A 19,577-nucleotide genomic window follows, 5' to 3' on the forward strand; every position below is an offset into this window, starting at 1 on the left:
GGGAGCGATCCCGCGGGCCGTTTCCATTTCCGCCCGGCGCAAAAGAGTTGAAATTCGTTAACGCAGTTTGACGATGTGCGAGATGCCCGGCCGGCGTTAAGCAAATGCTTACCTTTTGCCGGAGCAGAGCACATGGCCGAGATCCTTCCTCTCACCCGCGACCCGCAGGACCGCCTCCAGGCCGCGCTGCGCCTGCTGACCATCGCGCAGGACGAGCAGCGCGAGGCCGTGGCCGCCTTCCGCGAGAGCCTCTACGAGCTGCGGGACAGCACCTCCCGCCTGCAGGCCAGCGTGCACGGATGGCAGCGCCAGGTTTTCGCCACGGGCCGCGAGGTCGATGCCGCGCGCGAGGCCGTCCGCAAGCTGCAGGAAACCGCCGCCCGGATGTGACCGCCTCGCTCAGAGCGAGTCGCGACCGCCCCGCTCAGAGAGGGCGGATATGCGTGGCCGAGCGCACCACTGCCGGCAGGAAGCCGCAGGCCTCGTAGAAGCTTCGCGCCGCCGCCGGGGAGCGAACCCGGATCAGGCGATATCCGAATTCCGTCGCCACCCCGGCCGCCGCCTCCACCAGGGCGCGGCCGAGGCCCCGCCCGCGATACCGGGGCGCGACGTAGAGCCGCCGCAGCCGCGCGATGCCGGGCTGCTCGGCATAGGGATCGCGGCTGAGCCAGGCGATCCCTGCCAGCTCACCCTCCTCCCAGCCGGCGAGCAGCGCCTCTCCCGGAAGGTCGAAGCGGAGGACGTTGCTCTCCCAATCCTCCTCCAGCACGCGCAGCATGCGCCAGCCCTCGACCAGCGCCGTCTCCCGCAGCGCGGGGAAGCCGGGCGGGAGGGCGGTGGCGCGCTCGACCCGCCAGGTCATCCGCCGCGATGGACGATGTGGAGCTTGTTGCCCTCGGGGTCGCGCAGATAGGCGCCGTAGTAGTCGGGCGCGTAGCGCTCCCGCAGGCCGGGCGCTCCCTCATCCCCCGCGCCGAGGGCGAGGGCCGCGGCATGGGCCGCGTCCACCGCGGCACGGCTCGGCGCGAAGAAGGCGACCATGCAGCCATTGCCCGGGCTCGGCGCGCCGCCGTCGAAGGGTTCCTGCACGTCGAAGGTCGGGTGGGTGGTGCCGGGCTGGCGGTAGCAGATGCCCCGCGGCCCGGCGACGGAATCCGGCCCCCGTTCCAGCCCGAGCGGCAGCAGCAGCGCGTCGTAGAACCGCGCCGCCGCGTCCACATCCCTCGTGCCGACCATCACATGGCTGAACATCACTCCCCTCCGCTGCTGGGCCTCTCGCCGGGGGCGAAGGCCTGGTTCGTCCCGGGGCGAAGGCGCAGGCCCGGGCGCAGGTTGCGGAAGGGCAGCGTGGCGGGGTCCGCGACCACCGGCCCCGGCGCCGCCACCACCAGCACCTGCTCCGCGATCGGGCCGAAATCGGCGCGGAAATGCACGGAGGACTTCACGGCCACGATCCGCTCCTCCGTCGGCTCCACGCCGATATGCCGGAACAGGGCGAGGTCGTAGGCCTGCATCTTCCGGCTCGTCACGATTACCTTCACGCCCCCGATCGCGACCAGGGCGGAGGGGCCGAGATCGGCCGGGTTGCCGCCGGCCATGGCGCCCGTGCAGGTGAAGCGCCCGTTGGAGAGGCGCAGCACGCGCGCGGTGGCCTCCAGCGGCACGCCGTCGCTGCGGCCGCCAAGGCGGAGGGAGAGCGGCGCCCCCTCCCCGGCCCTGTGGCAGGCGGCCGCGCTCTCGGCATCGTTGATCGAGCCGAGCACGGCGTGGCGCGCGCCCTGGCGCACGAGCTCGGCCAGCAGCCCCGTCGTGTCGCCATGGCCGCCGCCGCCGGGATTGTCCTGCGTGTCGGCCAGCACCACGGGGCGCGGGCCGGCGCTCCGCATGGCCTCGGCGACCGCGCGGCCGGCGGGCAGGATCTCGCCGGCGAAGTCGCGCTCGCGCCGGTGCAGCAGGGCGATGAACTCGTCCGCCGCCGCATCGGCCGCCGGCTGATCCGTGGCATAGGCGGCCACCGCCATGCCGCAGCCAGGGAAGTCGGCGTAGGGAAAGCCGAAGCAGAAGGCCAACTCCGCCACGCCGTGCCGGGTGGCGATGCGCTCGCGCTCGGCGAAAACCTCGCTCATCGGCGGCACCAGCGTGCACTGGCTGGTGATGGGCAGCCAGAAATCGGCCTGGCGGTAGGCGCGGGCGAAGGGCTTGCCGCGGCGCAGGCGCTCGACCAGCAGCCGCAGGGCGCGCGCCCCGGCCTGCTTCATGTCAACATGCGGGTAGGTGCGGAAGGGGGAGAGCGCGTCGGAGCGCTCCACCATCGCCGCCGTGAGGTTGCAGTGGGGATCGAGGCTGCAGGCGATGGGAATGTCCGGCCCGGCCACCGCCCGCACCCGGCGCAGCAGCTCGCCCTCGGCATCCGGGAACTCGTCGGCGAGCATGGCGCCGTGCAGGTCCAGGTAGATGCCGTCCAGCGGCGCCTCTGCCATGGCGGCGGAGAGGTCGGAAACGATCCAGGCGGCCACGCGCTCGAAGGCCTCGGCCGTCACGGGGCCCGCCGGGTTGGCGAAGGCCCAGGAGAGGGGCGCGATCCGCAGCCCGCTCCGTTCCGCCGCGTCGATGGCGCCGGCCGCGGGGACGCCGGTGTGGCGCAGCCCCTCCAGCAGCCCGGCCGGGCGCTGCGGCACGGGCCATCCGCCGGGCTCGGCGAAGTCCGCCCAGCCCGTGGGCACGGGGGCGAAGGAATGGCTCTCGTGCAGGAAGCCGCCGATGGCGATGCGCATGGCTAGTCCCTCCCTATCCCGGCGGTGGCGAGCACCGCATCGGCGAGGACGAGCAGCGCCGCCTCCGCCCATTCCGGGGTGATGCTCTCCGCCTCGTTGTGGCTGATCCCGCCATGGCAGGGGCTGAAGAGCATCACGCTCGGCACCTGTCGCGCGACATAGACGGCGTCGTGCCCGATGCCCGTCGGCATGTCGCGGAAGCTGATGCCGCGGGCCCGCGCGGCCTCGCGGAGGCGCCCGGCCAGCACGGGGTCGAAGCCCGTCTGGGGGAAGGCCCAGAAGGGCGTGACCTCGATGGTGACGCCGCGCTCCGCCGCCAGCGCCGCCGCGCGGTCCCGCAGCGCGGCCGCCATGGCGTCCAGCGCGGCCTCGTCGCCGTGGCGGAGATCCACGCTGAAGCGCGCGACGGCGGGGACGACGTTGCGGCTGGAGGGCTCCACCGCGATGCGCCCGACGGTCGCGCGCCCGTCGCCGCCGGATCGCAGCGCGATCCCTTCCAGCGACGCGACGAGGAGGGAAGCCGCGACCAGCGCGTCCCGACGGTGCGCCATGGCGCCGCCGGCATGGGATTCCACGCCCGTCACCGTCACGTCGAACCATTGCTGCGCGAGGGCGTGGGTGACGATGCCGACATCCACCCCCTCGCGCTCCAGGATCGGCCCCTGCTCGATATGCAGCTCGAAATAGGCTTCGAGGTCGCGCAACGCCGCCGGGTCGCCCTCCCCCTTCCAGCCGATCGACTCCAGCGCCTCGCCGAAGCCGATGCCCTCGGGGTCGCGCGCGCCGAGCACCTCAGCCTCGGTGAAGGCGCCCATGGCGGCGCCGCTGCCCATCATGGGCGGGGAGAAGCGCGCGCCCTCCTCGTTCGTCCAGTTGATGAGCATGACGGGCGCCTCGGTCTCCGTGCCGGATTCGTGCAGCGCGCGCATCACCTCCAGCCCGGCGAGCACGCCGAGCACGCCGTCGAACTTGCCGCCCGTGGGCTGGGTGTCGAGATGGCTGCCGATCGCGACAGGCCTGCGCACAGGGTCGCGCCCGGGCCGCAGCAGCGCCATGTTGCCCAGGCGGTCGGTCGTGAGCTGAAGCCCGGCCTCCGCGCCCCAGCGCGCGAGCAGCGCGCGGCCATCGCCGTCGAGCGCGGTGAGGGCCTGCCGGTTGCAGCCGCCGCGCGTCGTGGCGCCGATCCGCGCCATCTCCATCAGCGAGTCCCAGAGCCGCGCGCCGGAGAGGGGAAGGTTGCTCACGCCGCGCGCTCCACCCCGCACCACTCCGCCATCAGCAGCGCGATGCTGCGCGTGATGTCGTGCATGGATTGTAGGCCCACGCTCTCGTCGATGCCGTGGATCTCCTGCGCGTCCGGGCCGAAGCAGGCGACGGGCGTGTCCTGGTAGAGGGTGAAGAAGCGGCCGTCCGTCAGCCCCGTCGCGGGATAGTCGCGCAGCTCGCCGCTCGAGACCTCGGCATAGCTGCGGCGGGCGAGGCGGCAGATCTCGCTCTCCATGTCGAAGGCGCAGGGGTCGGCCATGAAGCCCTTGAACTCGACCCTCACCTGCGTCCCGCGCAGCGCGGGATCGGCGGCGGCCTCGGCCACGATGCGCTCGATGTCGGCGCGGGTCCGGGCCGCGCTGTAGCCGAGCATCACCCCCACGCGCAGCCCGATCCGGGCGCGCGTCGGGACGGAGGAGTTCCACTCGCCGCCCTCGACCGTGCCGAGATTGACGTTCACGGGGTGGTTCACGCCGCGGAAGGCCGCGTGGATGTTCTCCGCGCGGTTGCGCTCGTTCTCGTAGTCCTTGAAGCGGCCGGCGATGTGCATAGCCGCCTCAATGGCGTTGATGCCGGCATGCATGTCCCGCACATGGGTCGGGCGGCCCGTGACGGTGACCCAGGCCCAGACCACGCCGACCTCGGCGGAGTACATGGCGGCCATGCCCGGTCCGGGCTCGGGGATGACGACCGCATCCGTCCTCGGCAGGGCGAGCATGGTGGCGAGCGCACCGTTGCCGCTGCACTCCTCCTCGATCACTGCCTGCATCTGCACGGTCGCGGCCGGCTGCAGCCCGGCCAGCCGCAGCGCCTGGAAGGCGGTGAGGTAGGAGACGATCCCCGCCTTCATGTCCCCCGCGCCGCGCCCGTACATGCGGCCGTCCCGCACCGAGGGCTCGTAGGGCGGGGTGATCCAGAGATCGGCCGCCCCTTCCGGCACCACGTCCACATGGCCTTGGAGGGCAAGGCTGCGCCCGCGCCCCTCGCGCGGGGTGTGCACGGCGGCGACGTTGTCCCGCCCGGCATAGGAGATGAGCGGGGGCGAGAAGCCGGGATGGTCGCGCAGCGCCTCGGGATCCGTCGGGATGCGGCGCGGGGCGAGGCCAAGGGATTCGAAGTTGGCGGCCATGAGGTCCAGCGCGCCCGCCTCCTTCCCCAGCGTCGACTCGCAGCGCACCAGGGCGGCCAGCCGCTCGACCGCCTCCCCCTCCAGGGCCGTGACGGCGTCGAGGATGGCGCGGCGGGCACCGGGGTCGAGAGGGATCATGCGGTCTCCTGGGGGCTGCGTGGCGCGCAGGCTACGCCTTCCGCGTCGCCTGTCGAGGCGCGGAATGGTCACCTGTCGAGGCGTCGATGGGTCATCTGTCGAGGCGCGTGGACAAGCCCCCGGCCCGCCCATAGGGTCCGCCCATGCAGGCCTTCGACCATCCGCTGGAATCGGCCCACGCGCCGGGCTTCTTCCTTATGCGCGGGGTGCTGCGCCCGAATTTCGAGGTGCCCGCCCGGGCCGCCGCGCTGCGCGAGGGCCTGCGCGCGCTCGGCATCGCGCCGGAAACCTCAGCCCTGCCCGACCGGGCGGCGCTGGAGAGCGTGCACGCCCCCGATTACCTCGACTGGCTCCGGGACGCCCATGCCGAATGGGCCGCCCTTCCCGGCTCAGGGGGGGAGGTGGTGTCCAACATCCATCCCTCGCCGGAGATGATCGCCCAGGGCGCCCGGCCCTCGACCAGGGCGGTCGGCAAGGCGGGCTGGTACACGGCCGACACGGCCTGCCCCGTCGGCCCCGGCACCTACGAGGCAGCGCGGGCCGCCGCCGGCTGCGCCCTGGCCGCCGCGGAGGTCGCGGCGCGCGGCGGGGTGGCCTATGCCCTCTGCCGCCCGCCCGGGCACCACGCCTATGCCGCCCGTGCCGGGGGGCATTGCTACATCAACAACGCCGCGCTCGCCGCCCAGGCGCTGCGCGAGGCCGGCGCCGGCAGGGTGGCGGTGCTCGACATCGACAGCCATCACGGCAACGGCACGCAGGGCGTCTTCTGGACGCGGCCGGACGTGCTGACCGTCTCCATCCACGCCGATCCCGATGCCTACTACCCCTGGTTCGTGGGCCACGCCGCCGAGACCGGCGCGGGGGACGGGGCGGGCTTCAACCTCAACCTTCCCCAGCCCATGGGCACGGCCGACGAGGCCTGGCTGGAGGCGGTGGCCGCGGGGATCGCGCGCATCCGCGCCTTCGGGGCCGAGGCGCTCGTCGTCTCCCTCGGCTTCGATGCTTCGGAGCACGAGCCGCTCGCCGCGCTCCGCGTGACGGAGGAGGGCTTCGCCCGCGCCGGCGCCGCCATCGCCGCCCTCGGGCTGCCCTCCGCCATCATCCAGGAGGGCGGCTACAACACGGAGGTCATCGGCACCCTTCTCGCCCGCTTCCTCGGAGCTTGGCGGGGGTGAGCCTCGCCCGGGTCACCACCTTCTCCTTCCAGGGCGTCGAGGCGGTGCCGGTCGAGGTGCAGGTCCAGCTCTCGGCCGGGCTGCCCGCCTTCACCCTGGTCGGCCTGCCGAACAAGGCTGTGGGGGAGAGCCGGGAGAGGGTGCGCGCCGTCCTCTCCGGCCTCGGCCTCTCCCTGCCGCCCAAGCGCGTGCTGGTGAACCTCGCCCCGGCCGACCTGCCGAAGGAGGGCAGCCATTTCGACCTGCCCATCGCCCTCGGCCTCCTCGCGGCCATGGGGGTGATCCCGGCGGACGAACTGGCCCATTTCGCGGCCATGGGCGAGCTGGCGCTGGACGGCACGATCCAGCCCGTCGCCGGTGTGCTGCCCGCGGCGCTCGCCTGCGCGGAGCGGGAGCTCGGCCTCGTCTGCCCGGCGGCGCAGGGGGCCGAGGCCTGCTGGGCGGGCGCGACCGAGGCCGTGGCGGCGCCGGACCTCCGCGCCCTCATCGCCCATTTCCAGGGGCGGCAGCTCCTCTCGCCTCCCCTCCCCGCCGCGCCGCTGGCCGGCGAGGCGCGCGGCCCCTGCCTCTCCGAGGTCAGGGGGCAGGAGAGCGCCAAGCGCGCGCTGGAAGTGGCGGCAGCCGGATCGCACCACCTCCTGATGATCGGCCCTCCCGGCTCGGGCAAGTCGATGCTCGCCGCGCGCCTGCCCAGCCTCCTGCCCGACCTCTCGCCAATGGAGGCGCTGGAGGTGAGCCTCGTCCGCTCCGTCGCGGGCGGGCTGGAAGGCGGGCGGATCAGCGCGCGGCCGCCCTTCCGGGACCCGCACCACTCCGCCTCCCAGGCGGCGCTGACCGGCGGCGGGCCGCGCGCGCGGCCGGGTGAGATCAGCCTCGCCCACCGGGGCGTGCTGTTCCTCGACGAGCTGCCCGAGTTCCCCCGCCCCGCGCTGGAGGCGCTTCGCCAGCCGCTGGAGACGGGCCGGGTGATGGTGGCCCGGGCCTCGGCCCATGTGAGCTATCCCGCCCGCGTGCAGCTCGTGGCCGCGATGAATCCCTGCCGCTGCGGCTATCTCGGCGATGCCTCGCGCGAGTGCGGGCAGGCGCCACGATGCGGCGAGGGCTACCAGGGCAAGCTCTCCGGCCCCCTGCTGGACCGGATCGACCTGACGATCGAGGTGCAGCCCATTCCCCCGCGCGAACTGGCCCGCGCCCCTACCGGCGAGGCGAGCGCGACGGTCGCGGCCCGCGTCGCGGCCGCGCGCGAGGCGCAGCGGGCGCGCTATGCCGGGCTCGGCATCGCGACCAATGCGGAGGCGCCGGTGGAAGCGATGCGGCAGGACTTCGCCGCGGAGGCGCTGGCCCTCGCCGAGAGCGCGGCCGAGCGCCTGGCCCTTTCCAGCCGGGGCTTCACCCGCACGCTCCGCGTCGCGCGCAGCATCGCGGATCTCGCCGCCTCGGCGGTGGTGCAGCGGGCCCATCTGGCCGAGGCGCTCGCCTTCCGGCACAGGCGGCCGGCGCCGGGCTGAGTGCCGGATCGCTTTCCCGTCAGGGCGCCATTCTGATGGACCGCATCCAGTTCACCAGCAGCCCCGGCCATTCCGCCGCGGGCATCCCGGCGACGAGGCGGATGGAGAAACCGTGCCCGCCCTGCCGGAAGAGGTGCAGCTCCGCCGGCACGCCTGCGCGCGCTGCGGCGCCGTAGAAGGCCAGGGCGTTTGCCACGGGCACCGCGTCGTCGTCGCTGGCACCGAAAATGAAGCTGGGCGGCAGGGCCTTGCTCACGTGCCGCTCGGGCGAGTTCGCCTCTACCAGCTCTCCCAGGGGCGTCTTGCCGAGCAGCTCCTCGCGCGAAACGGCGTGGGTGATGGCGGGGTCCATGGAGATCACGGGATAGCCGAGCGCCAGGAAGTCGGGGCGTGCCGGGAGGGCGTCGGCGGCGTCCTGCGGCTGGTAGACCCTGCGCTCGAAGCCGGTGGCCAGCTGCGCCGCGAGGTGCCCGCCGGCGGAGAAGCCGAGCATGCCGATCCGTTGGGGGTCGAGACCCCAGTCCCGGGCATTGTGGCGGATCAGGCGCATCGCGCGCTGCGCGTCCATCAGCGGCGCGTCGGTGGCCTGGCCGCCGCCCGGCAGCCTGTAGACAAGGCGAAAGACAGTGATGCCGTCGCGGTTCAGGCGACGGGCGACCTCCTCACCCTCCTTGTCGATCACCACGCGCTGGTAGGCGCCGCCGGGTGTGACGAGCAGCGCCGTGCCATTCGGGCGCTCGGGGCGGAAGATGACGAGTTGCGGCCGCGTGATGTTCAGGACGGCGCGGTCCTGGATCCCGGGGTCGCGGCTGCGCTCGATCACCTCCTGGGCCGCGGCGAAGCGCGCGGAGCCCGGCGGGTCGGCCGGCCAGAGCGGGATCTCCTGTCCATCGGCCGGCGCGACGGCATGGGCCCCACCAGCGCCTGTCAGGCCGAGGGCCAGGAGGGCGATGGCGAGCAGCGCCGCGCGGGTGGGTGCGGGAAACAGGGTTCCAGATCTCACAGCACGGTTTTCCTGAAGATGAGCCCCCGCCGACGCGGTCAGGCGTTCGATGGCCGGTGCGTGACGGCAAGCGACGCGCCTCACCCCGGCGCAGGGCGGGTGTCGTCGATCACCTTGCCGTCGTTCGGTAGGCTGCCCGGCGGCACCAGCGCAACCTCCCCGCGAAGCCGCGTGATAGCGTGGAGGGCGTCGGCCAGCCTGTCGCGCAGGCCCGGAACCTCCGGCGCCTCGGCGCGCAGTTCCATCCTGTCCCGCCCCTCGGTCTCTGAGACGAGGAGGCGCAGGCGGCCGAGGCCGGGGATACCCTTCGCGATCGCCGCCACCATCTCCGGCCTGATGAAGAGGCCACGCACCTTCGCCGCCTGGTCCGCGCGGCCCATCCAGCCGCGGATGCGCGCGTTGGTCCGCCCGCAAGGGCTGCCGCCCGGCATGAACGCCGAGAGGTCTCCGGTCGCGAAGCGGATGAGCGGATAGGCCTCGTCGAAGACGGTGACGACGACCTCGCCCACCTCGCCCTCCGCCACGGGGTCGCCGGTGCCGGGGCGCACGATCTCGACGATCACCTCCTCGTCGAGGATCAGCCCCTCGCGCGCCTCGCTCTCATAGGCGATCACGCCGCACTCGGCCGTGGCGTAGGACTGCAGCACCGTCAGCCCGCGATCCCCGTAGAAGGCACGGAGGGAGGGCAGGAAGGCACCGCCCGAGACATGGCCGAGTCGGAGCGACGACACGTCGAGCCCGAGCTCGTCCGCGCGCTCCAGGATGGTGCGCAGGAAGTCCGGCGTGCCGGAATAGGCGCGCGGCCGGAGATGCGCCATCGCGCGCGCCTGGGCCTCGGTGTTGCCGGTCCCCGCGGGGATGACGGGGCAGCCGAGCGCCCGCGCGCCCCCCTCCAGCATGAAGCCGGCCGGGGTGAAGTGATAGGAGAAGCAGTTCTGCATCACATCGCCCGCGCGCAGCCCCGTGGCGTGCAGCGCGCGGGCGAAGCGGAAGCTGTCGGTGCCCTGCCCTTGCGGCTCGTGGATCGGCCCCGGGGAGACGAAGATGCGCGCGAGCGAGGCGACCGGCACGCCGTTGAGCCCGCCGAGCGGCGGCTCCGCGGACTGCAAGGCGATCAGATCCGACTTTCGCGTGACGGGGAGCCGCGCGAGCGCCCCACGGGAGTCGACTTCCGCGGGCTCCACGCCATGCAGCACCCGCGCCGCATGCGGCGAGCCGGCCGCCGCGCGGGCGAGGAAGCCCGGAAGGCGCGACATCAGCGCCGCCTCGCGCTGTGCGGGCTCTCTCGTCTCCAGCGCGTCGTAGAAGGGGCTCAAAGCCAGCGCTTCCGGCGCTTGTAGGATTTGAGGTTGCGGAAGGACTTCCGCTCCGCCCCGTGGCCGCCGAGGTAGAACTCCTTCACGTCCTCGTTGGAGGAGAGCGCCTCGGCCGTGCCGTCCAGCACCACCTTTCCCTGCTCCATCACATAGCCGTAGTCGGCGACGGAGAGCGCCATGCGCGCGTTCTGCTCGACCAGCAGGATGGTCACGCCCAGCTCGGCATTGATCCGCCGGATGATGCCGAACACCTCCCGCACCAGCAGCGGCGAGAGGCCCATGGAGGGCTCGTCCATCAGGATGAGCTTCGGCCGGGCCATCAGCGCGCGGCCGATCGCCAGCATCTGCTGCTCCCCGCCGGAGAGATAGCCCGCCAGCCCCGTGCGCTCCTTAAGGCGCGGGAAATAGGAGTACACCATCTCGATGTCGCGCTTGATATCGCCGTCGCTCCGCGTGAAAGCGCCGAGGCGGAGATTCTCGAGGCAGGTCATGTCCGCCACGATCCGCCGTCCTTCCATCACCTGGAAGATGCCGCGGCGGACGATCTCATGGGGATCGATGCCGTCGATGCGCTCCCCGGCGAAGCGCACCTCGCCGCGCGTGACCTGCCCTTCCTCGGTTTTCAGGAGCCCGCTGATGGCCTTGAGGGTCGTGGACTTCCCCGCGCCATTGGCCCCGAGCAGCGCGACGATGCCGCCCTTGGGAACGGAGAGGGAGAGGCCACGCAACACGAGGATGACGTCGTTGTAGACGACCTCGATGTTGGAGACCTCCAGCAAGGGCGGCGCGACGGGCGCCGCCCCCACGGGCGCGGGACGATGCGCGGCGTCGAGCATCACCAACCCAGCAGCTCACGCTTGCGCTCGAGCTCCACCGTCGTCACCGGCTCGAGCCGCATCGTGCCCGCGCGCATGAGATCCCCGACGCTTCCCTGGGAGGTGTCCCCGCTCACGACCGCGCGGTAGATCGCAACCCGCATCGTTCCGCGGTGGTCGTCCGGCGTGAAGGTGGAGGGCGTGCAGACCCCCTCGAAGCCGCGCGGAACCCAGTTGCTGCGCTCGTAGAAGCCCTTCTGGATGCGCTCGCCCGTGATCTGCCCGCCATTGGCGGCGGCCGTGTCCATCGCCTCCACCATCAGCATCGCGGCGCAGGCGCCGGCGAGGTAATGGACAGGGCGATAGGTGCTGCCAGCGGGATCGGAGATGCGGCTGATCGCGCGGATCGTCTCCATTCCCGGCGCGTCCTGCCCCGTGACGACCTGGGTACGGACGGGGAAGACGACGCCGTTCGCGGCCGAGCCCGCCGCCTTCATCGCGTTCTCGTCCATGCCCCAGACATTGCCCATGAACTGCACCTGCACCCCCGCCGTCTGGCAGGCGCGCAGCACGGAGATGTTGGAGCCGGCCGTGTTGCCGAGATAGGCGTAGTTCACGCCCTGCTGCTTCAGCGTCAGGCACTGCGAGGTGTAGTCGCCCGGCGCGAGCGCGAACTGGATGGCTGGCAGGACATCGAAGCCGAGCTCGCGCGCCATCGCCTCGCCCGCCTCCTTCGGCGAGTTCGGATAGGGATGGTTGCCGCCCATATGGACGTATTTCGGCCGGCCCTGCCCGTTGCGCGCCTTCCAGTCATCGGCGGCCCAGCGCAGCATGCCGCGCAGCGCGTCCGAGTAGGACGGGCCGAAGAAGAAGTTGTAGGGCGAGGCCTCGACGCCCTGCCGCCCGGACTTGCCGCCGGCATCGGTGAGCGCCGCGGAATAGGAGCCGGAGACGAAGGGGATCCGGTCGCGGTTGACGAAGCGCACCAGCGCCTCGGTGTCCGCCGTCCCCCAGCCCTGGATGGCGACGACGCGTTCCCGCCCCGTCCAGGCCTGGTACTGGCTCACGGCGCGCGGGGCCTGATAGCCATAGTCGAAGCCGAGCACGTTGAGCTGACGGCCGCTCACGCCGTTGCGTGTCTGGTTCACCCAGGCCAGCGTGTCCGCGACGCCCTGCCCATAGGGCACGCCGACATCCGACGTCGCGCCGGAATTGTCCATCAGATGCCCGACCGGAATGCGCTGCTGCGCCACCGCCGGCGCGGCCGCCGCAACGCCCGCCGCGAGTACCAGGGCCACCTTCTTCATCCGCTTCCCTCCATCGGCCGCTTCGCGCGGCTCGGTATGTTGCGAGCTTGCTAGTGCGAGTACGGGTAGAGCTTCCAATACGACTTGATCAGCTTCCACCGGCGCGCAAGCCCGTCCGGCTCGAAGATGAGGAAGAGGATGATCGCCGCGCCGATGGCCATCTCCCGCAGGAAGGAGATGTTGCCCCCGATCCTCAGCGCACGATCCACCGCGCTCCCCGCGATCGCATCCGCGCCAGCCTGAACCACCTCCGGCAGCGCGACCATGAAGGCCGCGCCCATGAGGCTGCCCATGATCGAGCCCAGCCCCCCGATGATCACCATGCTGAGGAACTGGATGGAGAAGAGAATGTTGAAGGCCTCGACGCTGACGAAGAGGAGGTGGTGCGCGTAGAGCGCGCCGCCGATCCCCGCGTAGAAGCTCGCGATGCCGAAGGAGAGCGTCCGGTAGTAGGCGAGGTTGATGCCCATGATCTCGGCCGAGAGGTAATGGTCCCGCACGGCGACCAGCGCCCGCCCGTCCCGCGTTCGCATCAGGTTCGCGGCGGCCACGAACATCACGATGACGAAGGCGAGGACGAGGTAGAAGTAGCTCTCCTCGCGGTCGAAGGCGAAGCTGCCGATCCTGGGCGACTCAGTGATGCGCCCGGCGACGCCCCCGGTGAACCAGCGGGCGCGGGCGAAGAAGTCCTCCAGGATGAACTGCGCGGCGAGGGTCGCGATCGCGAGATAGAGGCCCTTGAGCCGGCCGGCCGGCGCGCCGAAAATCAGCCCGACCGCGGCGGTCAGTACCCCGGCCAGCGGGATGCAGAGCAGCACGGGAATGTGGAACGTCTCGTGCATCCAGGCCGAGGCGAAGGCACCGAAGCCGAAGAAGGCGGCATGGCCGATGCTGATCTGGCCGGTGAAGCCGACCAGGATGTTCAGCCCCAGCGCCGCGATCCCGAGCGTGCCGACATTGATGAGCAGGCCGAGGAAGTAGCGGTCGAGCACGAGCGGCGCGCAGCAGATCAGGGCGAGGCCCAGCCAGAGCGCCACCCGGCTGCCGAGCGTGGGGAAGATGGTGGTGTCGGCACGGTAGCTCGTGCGGAAGTCGCCGGCGGGGTTCATCACCGTCATCGCGTCAGATCCGCTCGATGTTCTTCGTGCCGAACAGGCCGTAGGGCTTGATCAGCAGGATCAGCAGGAGGGCATAGAAAGGGGCCACTTGGTACATGTTGCCCCAGTTCAGCCACTGGCTGTCCACGTACTGGGCCAGGTTCTCCAGCACGCCGACGATCAGCCCGCCCAGCACGGCGCCGACGATGGAATCGAGCCCGCCCAGGATCACGGCGGGAAACACCTTGATGCCGTAGATCGAGAGCGCGGAGGACACCCCGTTCACCATGCCGACCGTCACGCCGGCCACCGCGGAGACCACGGCCGAGATCGCCCAGGACATGGCGAAGACCCGCGGCACGGAGATGCCGAGCGACTGCGCCACCTGCTGGTCAAAAGCCGTGGCCCGCATGGCGAGGCCGTAGCGGGAGTAGCGGAAGAACCAGCCGAAACCCGCCATGATGGCGATCGAGATGCCGAGGGAGAGAAGATAGGCGGTCTGCACCTCGAGCCCGAGCACCGAAACCCGCTCCGCCGCAAAGACAGCGGGGAAGGGCTTGGCGAAGACGCCGAAGATCCATTTCATCAGGGCCTGGAAGAAGATCCCAAGGCCGATCGTGGCCATAATGACGCTGATGACGGGCTCACCGATCAACGGCCGCAGCACCACGACCTGAAGGATGATGCCGAAGAGCGTCATGAAGGCGAGGGTGAGCAGGAATCCGGGAATGAAGGAAAGCTGCCAGTCTGTCAGCAGCCACCAGCACATCCAGGCACCGACGAGGAGGAACTCGCCTTGGGCGAAGTTCACGACCTGACTGGCCTTGTAGATGAGCACGAAGGACATCGCGACCACGCCGTAGAGCGCGCCGACGATGAGCCCGTTCAGAAGGAGCTGGAAGAGGAGCGCGCCGTCCATGCCTAGGCCATCTCCCTCTGCGCCTCGGTGGAGACGACGCCCAGCACGGTGCGGATCCGCTGCTTTGTGCCGTCCTGGAAGGTGATGGTCGTGTCCACCGGGATGCTCCTCTCGCCGGCGTAGATCGCCTCGATGATCGGGCCGTACTTCTCGTTGATGACGCCGCGCCGCACCTTGCGCGTGCGCGTCAGCTCCTCGTCATCCGCGTCCAGCTCCTTGTAGAGCAGCACGAAGTCGCGGATCTGCTGGGCCGGCGGGAGGGTCGCGTTGACCTTCTCGACCTCGCCCCGGAGGAGGTCGAGAACCTGCTGCCGCGAGGAGAGATCCGAGTAGGTCGTGAAGGCGATGCGGTTCCGCTCGGCCCATTTCGAGACGATGGGGAAGCGGATGCAGATCAGGGTCGTCAGGTGCGGACGCTCATTCCCCAGCACCACGGCCTCTGCCACGTAGGGGCTGAACTTCAGCTTGTTCTCGATGAACTGCGGGCTGAACCGGTCGCCCCGCGACGTGGTCGCGATATCCTTCACGCGGTCGATGACGACGAGATGGCCCGACTTGTCGAAGTAGCCGGCATCCCCCGTATGCATCCATCCGTCCCGCAGGTCCGGAACCCCCTCCACGCCGTGGTAGCCGTGGAACATGTTGGGATGACGCGTCAGGATCTCGCCGACGCCGTTCGCGTCCGGCTCGTCGACCTTCAACTCCACGCCCTCAAAGGCGACGCCGACCGTGTCGAAGTTCACGTCCTCCGGACGGTGCAGGGTATAGGCGCCGAGCAGCTCCGTCTGGCCATAGAGCTGGCGCAGCGGCACGCCCATGGCCTGGAAGAAGCGGAAGGTGTCCGGCCCCATTGCAGCCCCGCCCGTCGCGGCCGAGGTGAGGCGCGTGAAGCCCAGCCGGTCGCGGAGCGCGCGGAACAGGATGAGGTCGGCCAGCCGCGAGCGCCGCCCCTTGGCCTGCGCCGCCAGGCCGAGCTTCATCCCCCAGTCGAAGGCGCGGCGCTTGAGGGGGGAGGAGTCCATCACGCGCGCGCGCACATCGGCGGCGAGCGATTCCCACACGCGCGGCGCGAAGAGCACAAAGCTCGGCCCGATCTCGCGGAAATCGGCCATCATCGTCTCGGGCTCCTCGACGAAGGAGACCCGCATGCGCGCGACCAGCCCGAAGCCGAGGACGTAGATCTGCTCCATGATCCAGGGCAGCGGAAGAACAGACACATACTCGTCGCCGGGGCCCTTCGGGTCAGCCGCGAGATAGGTCTCGGCGTGGCGGACCATCGCGCGGCCGCAGAGCATAGCGAGCTTCGGCCGCGCCGTGGTGCCCGATGTGGTGCAGAGGATGGCGGTGCGCTCGCCGTCGGTCGCGTCCACGAGCGCGTCCCAGGCGGCGGGATCGGCGGCGTGGGCGGCCTCTCCGCGCGCCACGAGCTCGGCCATGGGGAGCAGCCGGGGATCGGCGTATTTCCGCATCCCGCGCGGGTCGGAATAGATGATGTGGCGAAGCCCCGGCACGGCTTCCGCGATGTTGAGGAGCTTATCGACCTGCTCCTCATCCTCGGCGATCACCACGGTCGCGCCGGCATAGGCGAGGAGATAGGCGACCTCCTCCTCCAGCCCGTCGCGGTAGAGGCCGAGCGAGCGGGCCCCGAGCGCGTGGGCCGCGATCTCGCCCATGATCCAGTCCGGCCGGTTGTCGCCGAGCAGCGCGATCACCTCGCCCTCGCCGATGCCGAGATTGCGCAAGCCGAGCGCGATGGCGCGGGTGCGCGCCTCGTACTCGGCCCAGGTGATGCTCCGCCAGATGCCGAGGTCCTTCTCCCGCAGCGCGACCTCCGCGCCATGGCCCCGCGCGTTGCGGCGGAGCAGGCGGGGAAGTGTGTCCTCGGGCGCCATCGCGGCGCTCATGCCGGCATCGCCTCGGCCGGCGCCTCTTCCGCCTCGCCGAGATAGGCGCGGCGCACCTCGGGATGGGCGAGCACCTCCTCCGGCCGTCCCTCCACGAGCTTGCGCCCGAAATCGAGGACCATGACGCGGTGGGAGATGTCCATCACCACGCCCATGTCGTGCTCGATCATCAGGATGGTCATGCCCCATTCCTCGTTCAGATCGAGGATGGTGCGCGCCATGTCCTCCTTCTCCTCAAGGTTCATGCCGGCCATCGGCTCGTCGAGAAGGATGAGCTTCGGCCGCAGCGCGACGGCGCGCGCCAGCTCGACGCGCTTGCGCAATCCGTAGGAGAGCGTGCCCGCCTGGGCCTTCCGGATGTGCTGGATCTGGAGGAAGTCGATGATCTCCTCGACCTCGCGCCGATGCGCCAGCTCTTCCTTCTGAGCGCCGCCGATCCAGTAGGCCATGCCTGAGAGGAAGCCGGACTTCAGGAGGTGGTGGCGGCCCACCATGATGTTGTCGAGCACGCTCATATGCCCGAACAGCGCGAGGTTCTGGAAGGTGCGGCCGAGGCCGAGAGCCGCGCGGCGATTGGGGCGCAACCGCGTGATGTCCTGCCCGTCGAACAGCACGCGCCCCTCGGTCGGGCGGTAGCGGCCGGAGACGCAGTTGACCATCGAGGTCTTGCCCGCGCCGTTCGGCCCTATGATCGAGAACACCTCGCCGCGCCCGACGGCGAAGGAAACATCCGTCAGCGCCCTGATCCCGCCGAAGCGGAGGGACACGGAATCAACCTGCAGGATTGGCGCATGCTCGCCCACCCAGACGCTCCCTCGAATTCTTTGTTGAGGGAAGCATGAGGGCCGCGGGCGGCCTCGGCAAGCACCTTGTGCGCCGGGAGGGCCGGCGCCACCGTGGGTTGTGAAGCGCGCTAGCGCCGGCGGAGCCACAAGGCGAGGACGGGATCGTCGGTGGCGACGGCGTCCAGCCCCAGATCCAGCATGCGCGCGATCGCCGGCTCGCGGTTCGCCCCCCAGGCGCCGACGCGCAGCCCGGCACCGCGGAGCGTGGCGAGGACGTCCGCATTCACCGCCGACTCGTGGGTCTCGACCATGCTCGCGCCGGTACGGCGGGCGATCGCCACCACCCCCTCCAGCCCGAGATGGCGGATCATCGCGGGGGCGAAGAGCCAGGCGACGTTCCGCAAACCGCCGGCCTGGACCGCCGCGGCCGCGATTTCGGCCTCGAAGACGATGATCTCGGTGCGGGCCCGCAGCCCGAAGCGGTCCAGCTCCGTCAGGACCCGTGCCAGCAGCCGCGGATCGGGGCGCCCCTGCGCATTCGCCTTCACCTCCACCTGGAGGCCCGTCCGCCCCTGCGCCACCAGGCCGAGAAGGTCGGAGAGGCGCGGCACGCCTTCCCCGCCCGCCGAGACGAGCTTCAGCCCGGCCAGCTCATCCGCGCTCCGCGCCGCGAGCGGCCCCTGGCCGTTGCTCGTCCGCTCCAGCGTGGCGTCGTGCATGACCATCGGCTCGCCGTCGGCGGAGAGGTGGACGTCGCACTCCACCGCGTCCACGCCCGCCGCGATGGCGTTGCGGAAGGCCGACATGCTGTTTTCCGGCCACAGGATGGCGCCCCCGCGATGGGCTATGATCTCTGTCATTCTGAATCCGGTTGATCTGCGTGGCCTGCCCTGTGATCCTGGCCTGGATCAGGCGAGAGGGGGATTTGTAAACCTCGCCCGACCCCCCGGGAAGGGACCGGGAACACTCAGCCGGATCAGCAAGATGCCCCTCTGTCTCGTGCTCCACGACCTGCCGCCGGGCGGCACGGAGGTCCTGGAAGCCGCCGTCTGGGAGTTGAGCGAGAGCCACTCGATGTTCGGCTGCGGCATGCTCGTGGATACGAGCGTCTCGGCCGGCTACCTCCTCTCCCATCTCCGCGGGGCCCTCATCCGCGCGGGGCTGGCGGGGAGGCTCATCATCGCCCCGGCCACCTCGCAGCTCCGCAGCTGGGGCGTGGAGCCGGAGGTCGAGGCCTGGATCGCGGAGAGCCTCTGCGAGACGGCCGAGTGAAAGGCCCCACGCGGCTCAGGGCAGCCGGGCGAGTCTTCCGCCGAGCAGCTGGAAGAAGCCGTCCGCCCGGAGCGTCTCGGGAAGGGTGATCCGGGCGCCGGTGGGCATCTTGCCCCAGCGATCGATGTAGGTTCGCCCGCGGCCCGGCCCCTCCCCGCACTCGATGCGAAGCCCTGCGCTCCTCGCCCCGAACAGCTCGGGTGCGACCAGCCAGGCGACGGCGCAGGGATCGTGCAGCGGGTGCCCCTCCCCGCCCAGGCGGCGCGAGGGAGGAACGGCCGACATGATGTCGCAGGCCGCACGGAGGCAGGCGCCCGTGCCGAGGCGGCGCATGGCCGCGATCCTCGCGGGCGTGACCAGCGCCTGGGCCGTCAGCTCGAGCGTGACCAGCGTCGTCGGCACGCCGGAAGCGAGAAGGATGTCCAGCGCCTCCGGGTCGCTCGCGGCGTTGAACTCGGCGGCCGGGGTCAGGTTCCCCTCGCCCCAGGCACCGGCCATCAGCACGATCTCCGCCACGCGGTCCGCCAGGGCGGGCTCGGTCGCCAGGGCGAGGGCGAGATTCGTCGCCGGGCCGATCCCGACCAACGTGTAGGCCCCGGCGGGCGCCGCGCGCAGCAACTCGCGGATCGCGTCCGCCGCCACGGCCTGCACAGGGGGCGGCCCAGGGGGCAGGACGATGCCGGCCAGCCCGTCCTCGCCATGCACCGCGCGCTCCCCGGCGAAGGCACCGCGGAGCGGCCGGTCCGCCCCCGGCACCACCGGCACGACGGAGCCGGCCAGCCCTACCACCGCGGCGGCGTTCGGCAGGGTCCGGGCGAGCCCCGCATTGCCGCCCGCGACCGTGACGATCCGCAGGTCCAGCTCCGGCGAGGCGAGGGCGAGCCAGAGGGCGAGGGCGTCGTCGGTGCCGGGATCGCAGTCGAGGATGACGGCGCGGCGCGGGGCGGCGGGCCCGCTCATCCCCCCGGCTCCGCCGCGGCGGCGCCGAGGGAGAAAGCCTCGTCACGCGCACCAGAAGTGTCATTCAGCCCGAGCCGCGGGTCGTATTGCCGACCTTCGGGACGCGCTGCCCCTCCGATGCGGGGCGGTGCGAGGACGTCGGGGGCTGGCATGGGGCGTCTCCGTCCGTGGCGGCGCGGCCAGGATGCCAGCCCTGGCCGCCCGCTACC

Annotated in this window: 19 protein-coding genes; 4 read left to right on the forward strand and 15 right to left on the reverse strand. The window is 71.5% G+C overall.

Annotated elements, in window-relative coordinates:
- Positions 1-132: 132 nt before the first annotated feature.
- A complete protein-coding gene (locus FHS87_RS10080; protein WP_184517223.1) occupies positions 133-390 on the forward strand; it encodes a hypothetical protein in 258 nt (85 codons plus the stop codon).
- A 34-nt stretch (positions 391-424) separates the two neighbouring features.
- On the opposite strand, the gene FHS87_RS10085 is transcribed toward FHS87_RS10080, so the two are convergent.
- The 5 genes from FHS87_RS10085 to FHS87_RS10105 are packed head-to-tail and all read right to left on the reverse strand — an operon-like array spanning position 425 to position 5,307.
- Positions 425-862, reverse strand: a complete 438-nt coding sequence (locus FHS87_RS10085; protein WP_184517226.1) for a GNAT family N-acetyltransferase — start codon at positions 860-862, stop codon at positions 425-427.
- Complete coding sequence (locus FHS87_RS10090) at positions 859-1,251, reverse strand: VOC family protein (RefSeq protein WP_184517230.1); 393 nt, start codon at positions 1,249-1,251, stop codon at positions 859-861. Before FHS87_RS10090 ends, FHS87_RS10085 begins: the two co-directional genes overlap by 4 nt.
- Positions 1,251-2,774 (reverse strand): M81 family metallopeptidase, encoded by a 1,524-nt coding sequence (locus tag FHS87_RS10095; protein ID WP_184517233.1) that lies wholly within the window; start codon positions 2,772-2,774, stop codon positions 1,251-1,253. Before FHS87_RS10095 ends, FHS87_RS10090 begins: the two co-directional genes overlap by 1 nt.
- Before the next feature lie 2 nt (positions 2,775-2,776).
- Positions 2,777-4,018 (reverse strand): Zn-dependent hydrolase, encoded by a 1,242-nt coding sequence (locus FHS87_RS10100; RefSeq protein ID WP_184517236.1) that lies wholly within the window; start codon positions 4,016-4,018, stop codon positions 2,777-2,779.
- Complete coding sequence (locus tag FHS87_RS10105) at positions 4,015-5,307, reverse strand: ArgE/DapE family deacylase (protein WP_184517239.1); 1,293 nt, start codon at positions 5,305-5,307, stop codon at positions 4,015-4,017. The genes FHS87_RS10100 and FHS87_RS10105 overlap by 4 nt, the downstream gene beginning before the upstream one ends.
- Positions 5,308-5,450: 143 nt before the next feature.
- Here FHS87_RS10105 and FHS87_RS23735 point away from each other — a divergent pair, with 143 nt between their 5' ends.
- Together FHS87_RS23735 and FHS87_RS10115 are read left to right on the forward strand one after the other, a co-directional pair.
- Positions 5,451-6,482 carry a histone deacetylase family protein gene (locus FHS87_RS23735; protein ID WP_184517242.1) on the forward strand — a complete coding sequence of 344 codons (1,032 nt, stop codon included), beginning with the start codon at positions 5,451-5,453 and terminating at the stop codon, positions 6,480-6,482.
- Positions 6,479-7,990 (forward strand): YifB family Mg chelatase-like AAA ATPase, encoded by a 1,512-nt coding sequence (locus tag FHS87_RS10115; protein WP_184517245.1) that lies wholly within the window; start codon positions 6,479-6,481, stop codon positions 7,988-7,990. Before FHS87_RS23735 ends, FHS87_RS10115 begins: the two co-directional genes overlap by 4 nt.
- 19 nt (positions 7,991-8,009) lie before the next feature.
- Here the strand turns inward: FHS87_RS10115 and FHS87_RS10120 are convergent, their stop codons facing one another.
- From FHS87_RS10120 to FHS87_RS10160, 9 genes are all read right to left on the reverse strand, one after another.
- Positions 8,010-8,993 carry an alpha/beta hydrolase gene (locus FHS87_RS10120; RefSeq protein WP_221299776.1) on the reverse strand — a complete coding sequence of 328 codons (984 nt, stop codon included), beginning with the start codon at positions 8,991-8,993 and terminating at the stop codon, positions 8,010-8,012.
- A gap of 80 nt (positions 8,994-9,073) precedes the next feature.
- A complete protein-coding gene (locus FHS87_RS10125) occupies positions 9,074-10,309 on the reverse strand; it encodes a phenylacetate--CoA ligase family protein (protein WP_246418303.1) in 1,236 nt (411 codons plus the stop codon).
- Positions 10,306-11,145, reverse strand: a complete 840-nt coding sequence (locus tag FHS87_RS10130; RefSeq protein WP_184517630.1) for an ABC transporter ATP-binding protein — start codon at positions 11,143-11,145, stop codon at positions 10,306-10,308. Before FHS87_RS10130 ends, FHS87_RS10125 begins: the two co-directional genes overlap by 4 nt.
- The gene (locus FHS87_RS10135; RefSeq protein WP_184517248.1) at positions 11,145-12,431 is read right to left on the reverse strand and encodes an ABC transporter substrate-binding protein; all 1,287 of its coding nucleotides are present in this window, start codon (positions 12,429-12,431) and stop codon (positions 11,145-11,147) included. The genes FHS87_RS10130 and FHS87_RS10135 overlap by 1 nt, the downstream gene beginning before the upstream one ends.
- 50 nt (positions 12,432-12,481) lie before the next feature.
- Positions 12,482-13,549: a branched-chain amino acid ABC transporter permease gene (locus tag FHS87_RS10140; protein ID WP_184517251.1), complete on the reverse strand. Its 1,068-nt coding sequence runs from the start codon at positions 13,547-13,549 to the stop codon at positions 12,482-12,484.
- A 4-nt stretch (positions 13,550-13,553) separates the two neighbouring features.
- A complete protein-coding gene (locus tag FHS87_RS10145) occupies positions 13,554-14,447 on the reverse strand; it encodes a branched-chain amino acid ABC transporter permease (RefSeq protein ID WP_184517254.1) in 894 nt (297 codons plus the stop codon).
- Between the two features lie 2 nt (positions 14,448-14,449).
- Positions 14,450-16,351 carry an AMP-binding protein gene (locus FHS87_RS10150; RefSeq protein WP_184517258.1) on the reverse strand — a complete coding sequence of 634 codons (1,902 nt, stop codon included), beginning with the start codon at positions 16,349-16,351 and terminating at the stop codon, positions 14,450-14,452.
- Positions 16,348-17,118 carry an ABC transporter ATP-binding protein gene (locus FHS87_RS10155; RefSeq protein ID WP_376766431.1) on the reverse strand — a complete coding sequence of 257 codons (771 nt, stop codon included), beginning with the start codon at positions 17,116-17,118 and terminating at the stop codon, positions 16,348-16,350. Before FHS87_RS10155 ends, FHS87_RS10150 begins: the two co-directional genes overlap by 4 nt.
- A gap of 146 nt (positions 17,119-17,264) precedes the next feature.
- Positions 17,265-17,996: a glycerophosphodiester phosphodiesterase gene (locus FHS87_RS10160; protein ID WP_184517263.1), complete on the reverse strand. Its 732-nt coding sequence runs from the start codon at positions 17,994-17,996 to the stop codon at positions 17,265-17,267.
- 124 nt (positions 17,997-18,120) lie between these two features.
- On the opposite strand from FHS87_RS10160, the gene FHS87_RS10165 reads away from it, so the two are divergent.
- Positions 18,121-18,408, forward strand: coding sequence for a hypothetical protein (locus FHS87_RS10165; RefSeq protein WP_184517266.1), 288 nt, complete (start codon positions 18,121-18,123; stop codon positions 18,406-18,408).
- Between the two features lie 15 nt (positions 18,409-18,423).
- Here FHS87_RS10165 and FHS87_RS10170 read toward each other — a convergent pair whose 3' ends face one another.
- The gene (locus FHS87_RS10170) at positions 18,424-19,368 is read right to left on the reverse strand and encodes a nucleoside hydrolase (protein WP_184517269.1); all 945 of its coding nucleotides are present in this window, start codon (positions 19,366-19,368) and stop codon (positions 18,424-18,426) included.
- Positions 19,369-19,577 lie beyond the last annotated feature (209 nt).

Source organism: Muricoccus pecuniae (assembly GCF_014199205.1).
Classification (GTDB): Bacteria; Pseudomonadota; Alphaproteobacteria; order Acetobacterales; family Acetobacteraceae; genus Roseomonas; species Roseomonas pecuniae.

Bases quoted from the DNA above. Each gene is read 5' to 3' on its own strand.
- FHS87_RS10080 (WP_184517223.1), top strand. From the start codon at position 133: ATGGCCGAGATCCTTCCTCTCACCCGCGACCCGCAGGACCGCCTCCAG.
- FHS87_RS10085 (WP_184517226.1), bottom strand. From the start codon at position 862: ATGACCTGGCGGGTCGAGCGCGCCACCGCCCTCCCGCCCGGCTTCCCC.
- FHS87_RS10090 (WP_184517230.1), bottom strand. From the start codon at position 1,251: ATGTTCAGCCATGTGATGGTCGGCACGAGGGATGTGGACGCGGCGGCG.
- FHS87_RS10095 (WP_184517233.1), bottom strand. From the start codon at position 2,774: ATGCGCATCGCCATCGGCGGCTTCCTGCACGAGAGCCATTCCTTCGCC.
- FHS87_RS10105 (WP_184517239.1), bottom strand. From the start codon at position 5,307: ATGATCCCTCTCGACCCCGGTGCCCGCCGCGCCATCCTCGACGCCGTC.
- FHS87_RS23735 (WP_184517242.1), top strand. From the start codon at position 5,451: ATGCAGGCCTTCGACCATCCGCTGGAATCGGCCCACGCGCCGGGCTTC.
- FHS87_RS10130 (WP_184517630.1), bottom strand. From the start codon at position 11,145: ATGCTCGACGCCGCGCATCGTCCCGCGCCCGTGGGGGCGGCGCCCGTC.
- FHS87_RS10135 (WP_184517248.1), bottom strand. From the start codon at position 12,431: ATGAAGAAGGTGGCCCTGGTACTCGCGGCGGGCGTTGCGGCGGCCGCG.
- FHS87_RS10140 (WP_184517251.1), bottom strand. From the start codon at position 13,549: ATGACGGTGATGAACCCCGCCGGCGACTTCCGCACGAGCTACCGTGCC.
- FHS87_RS10145 (WP_184517254.1), bottom strand. From the start codon at position 14,447: ATGGACGGCGCGCTCCTCTTCCAGCTCCTTCTGAACGGGCTCATCGTC.
- FHS87_RS10150 (WP_184517258.1), bottom strand. From the start codon at position 16,351: ATGAGCGCCGCGATGGCGCCCGAGGACACACTTCCCCGCCTGCTCCGC.
- FHS87_RS10160 (WP_184517263.1), bottom strand. From the start codon at position 17,996: ATGACAGAGATCATAGCCCATCGCGGGGGCGCCATCCTGTGGCCGGAA.
- FHS87_RS10165 (WP_184517266.1), top strand. From the start codon at position 18,121: ATGCCCCTCTGTCTCGTGCTCCACGACCTGCCGCCGGGCGGCACGGAG.
- FHS87_RS10170 (WP_184517269.1), bottom strand. From the start codon at position 19,368: ATGAGCGGGCCCGCCGCCCCGCGCCGCGCCGTCATCCTCGACTGCGAT.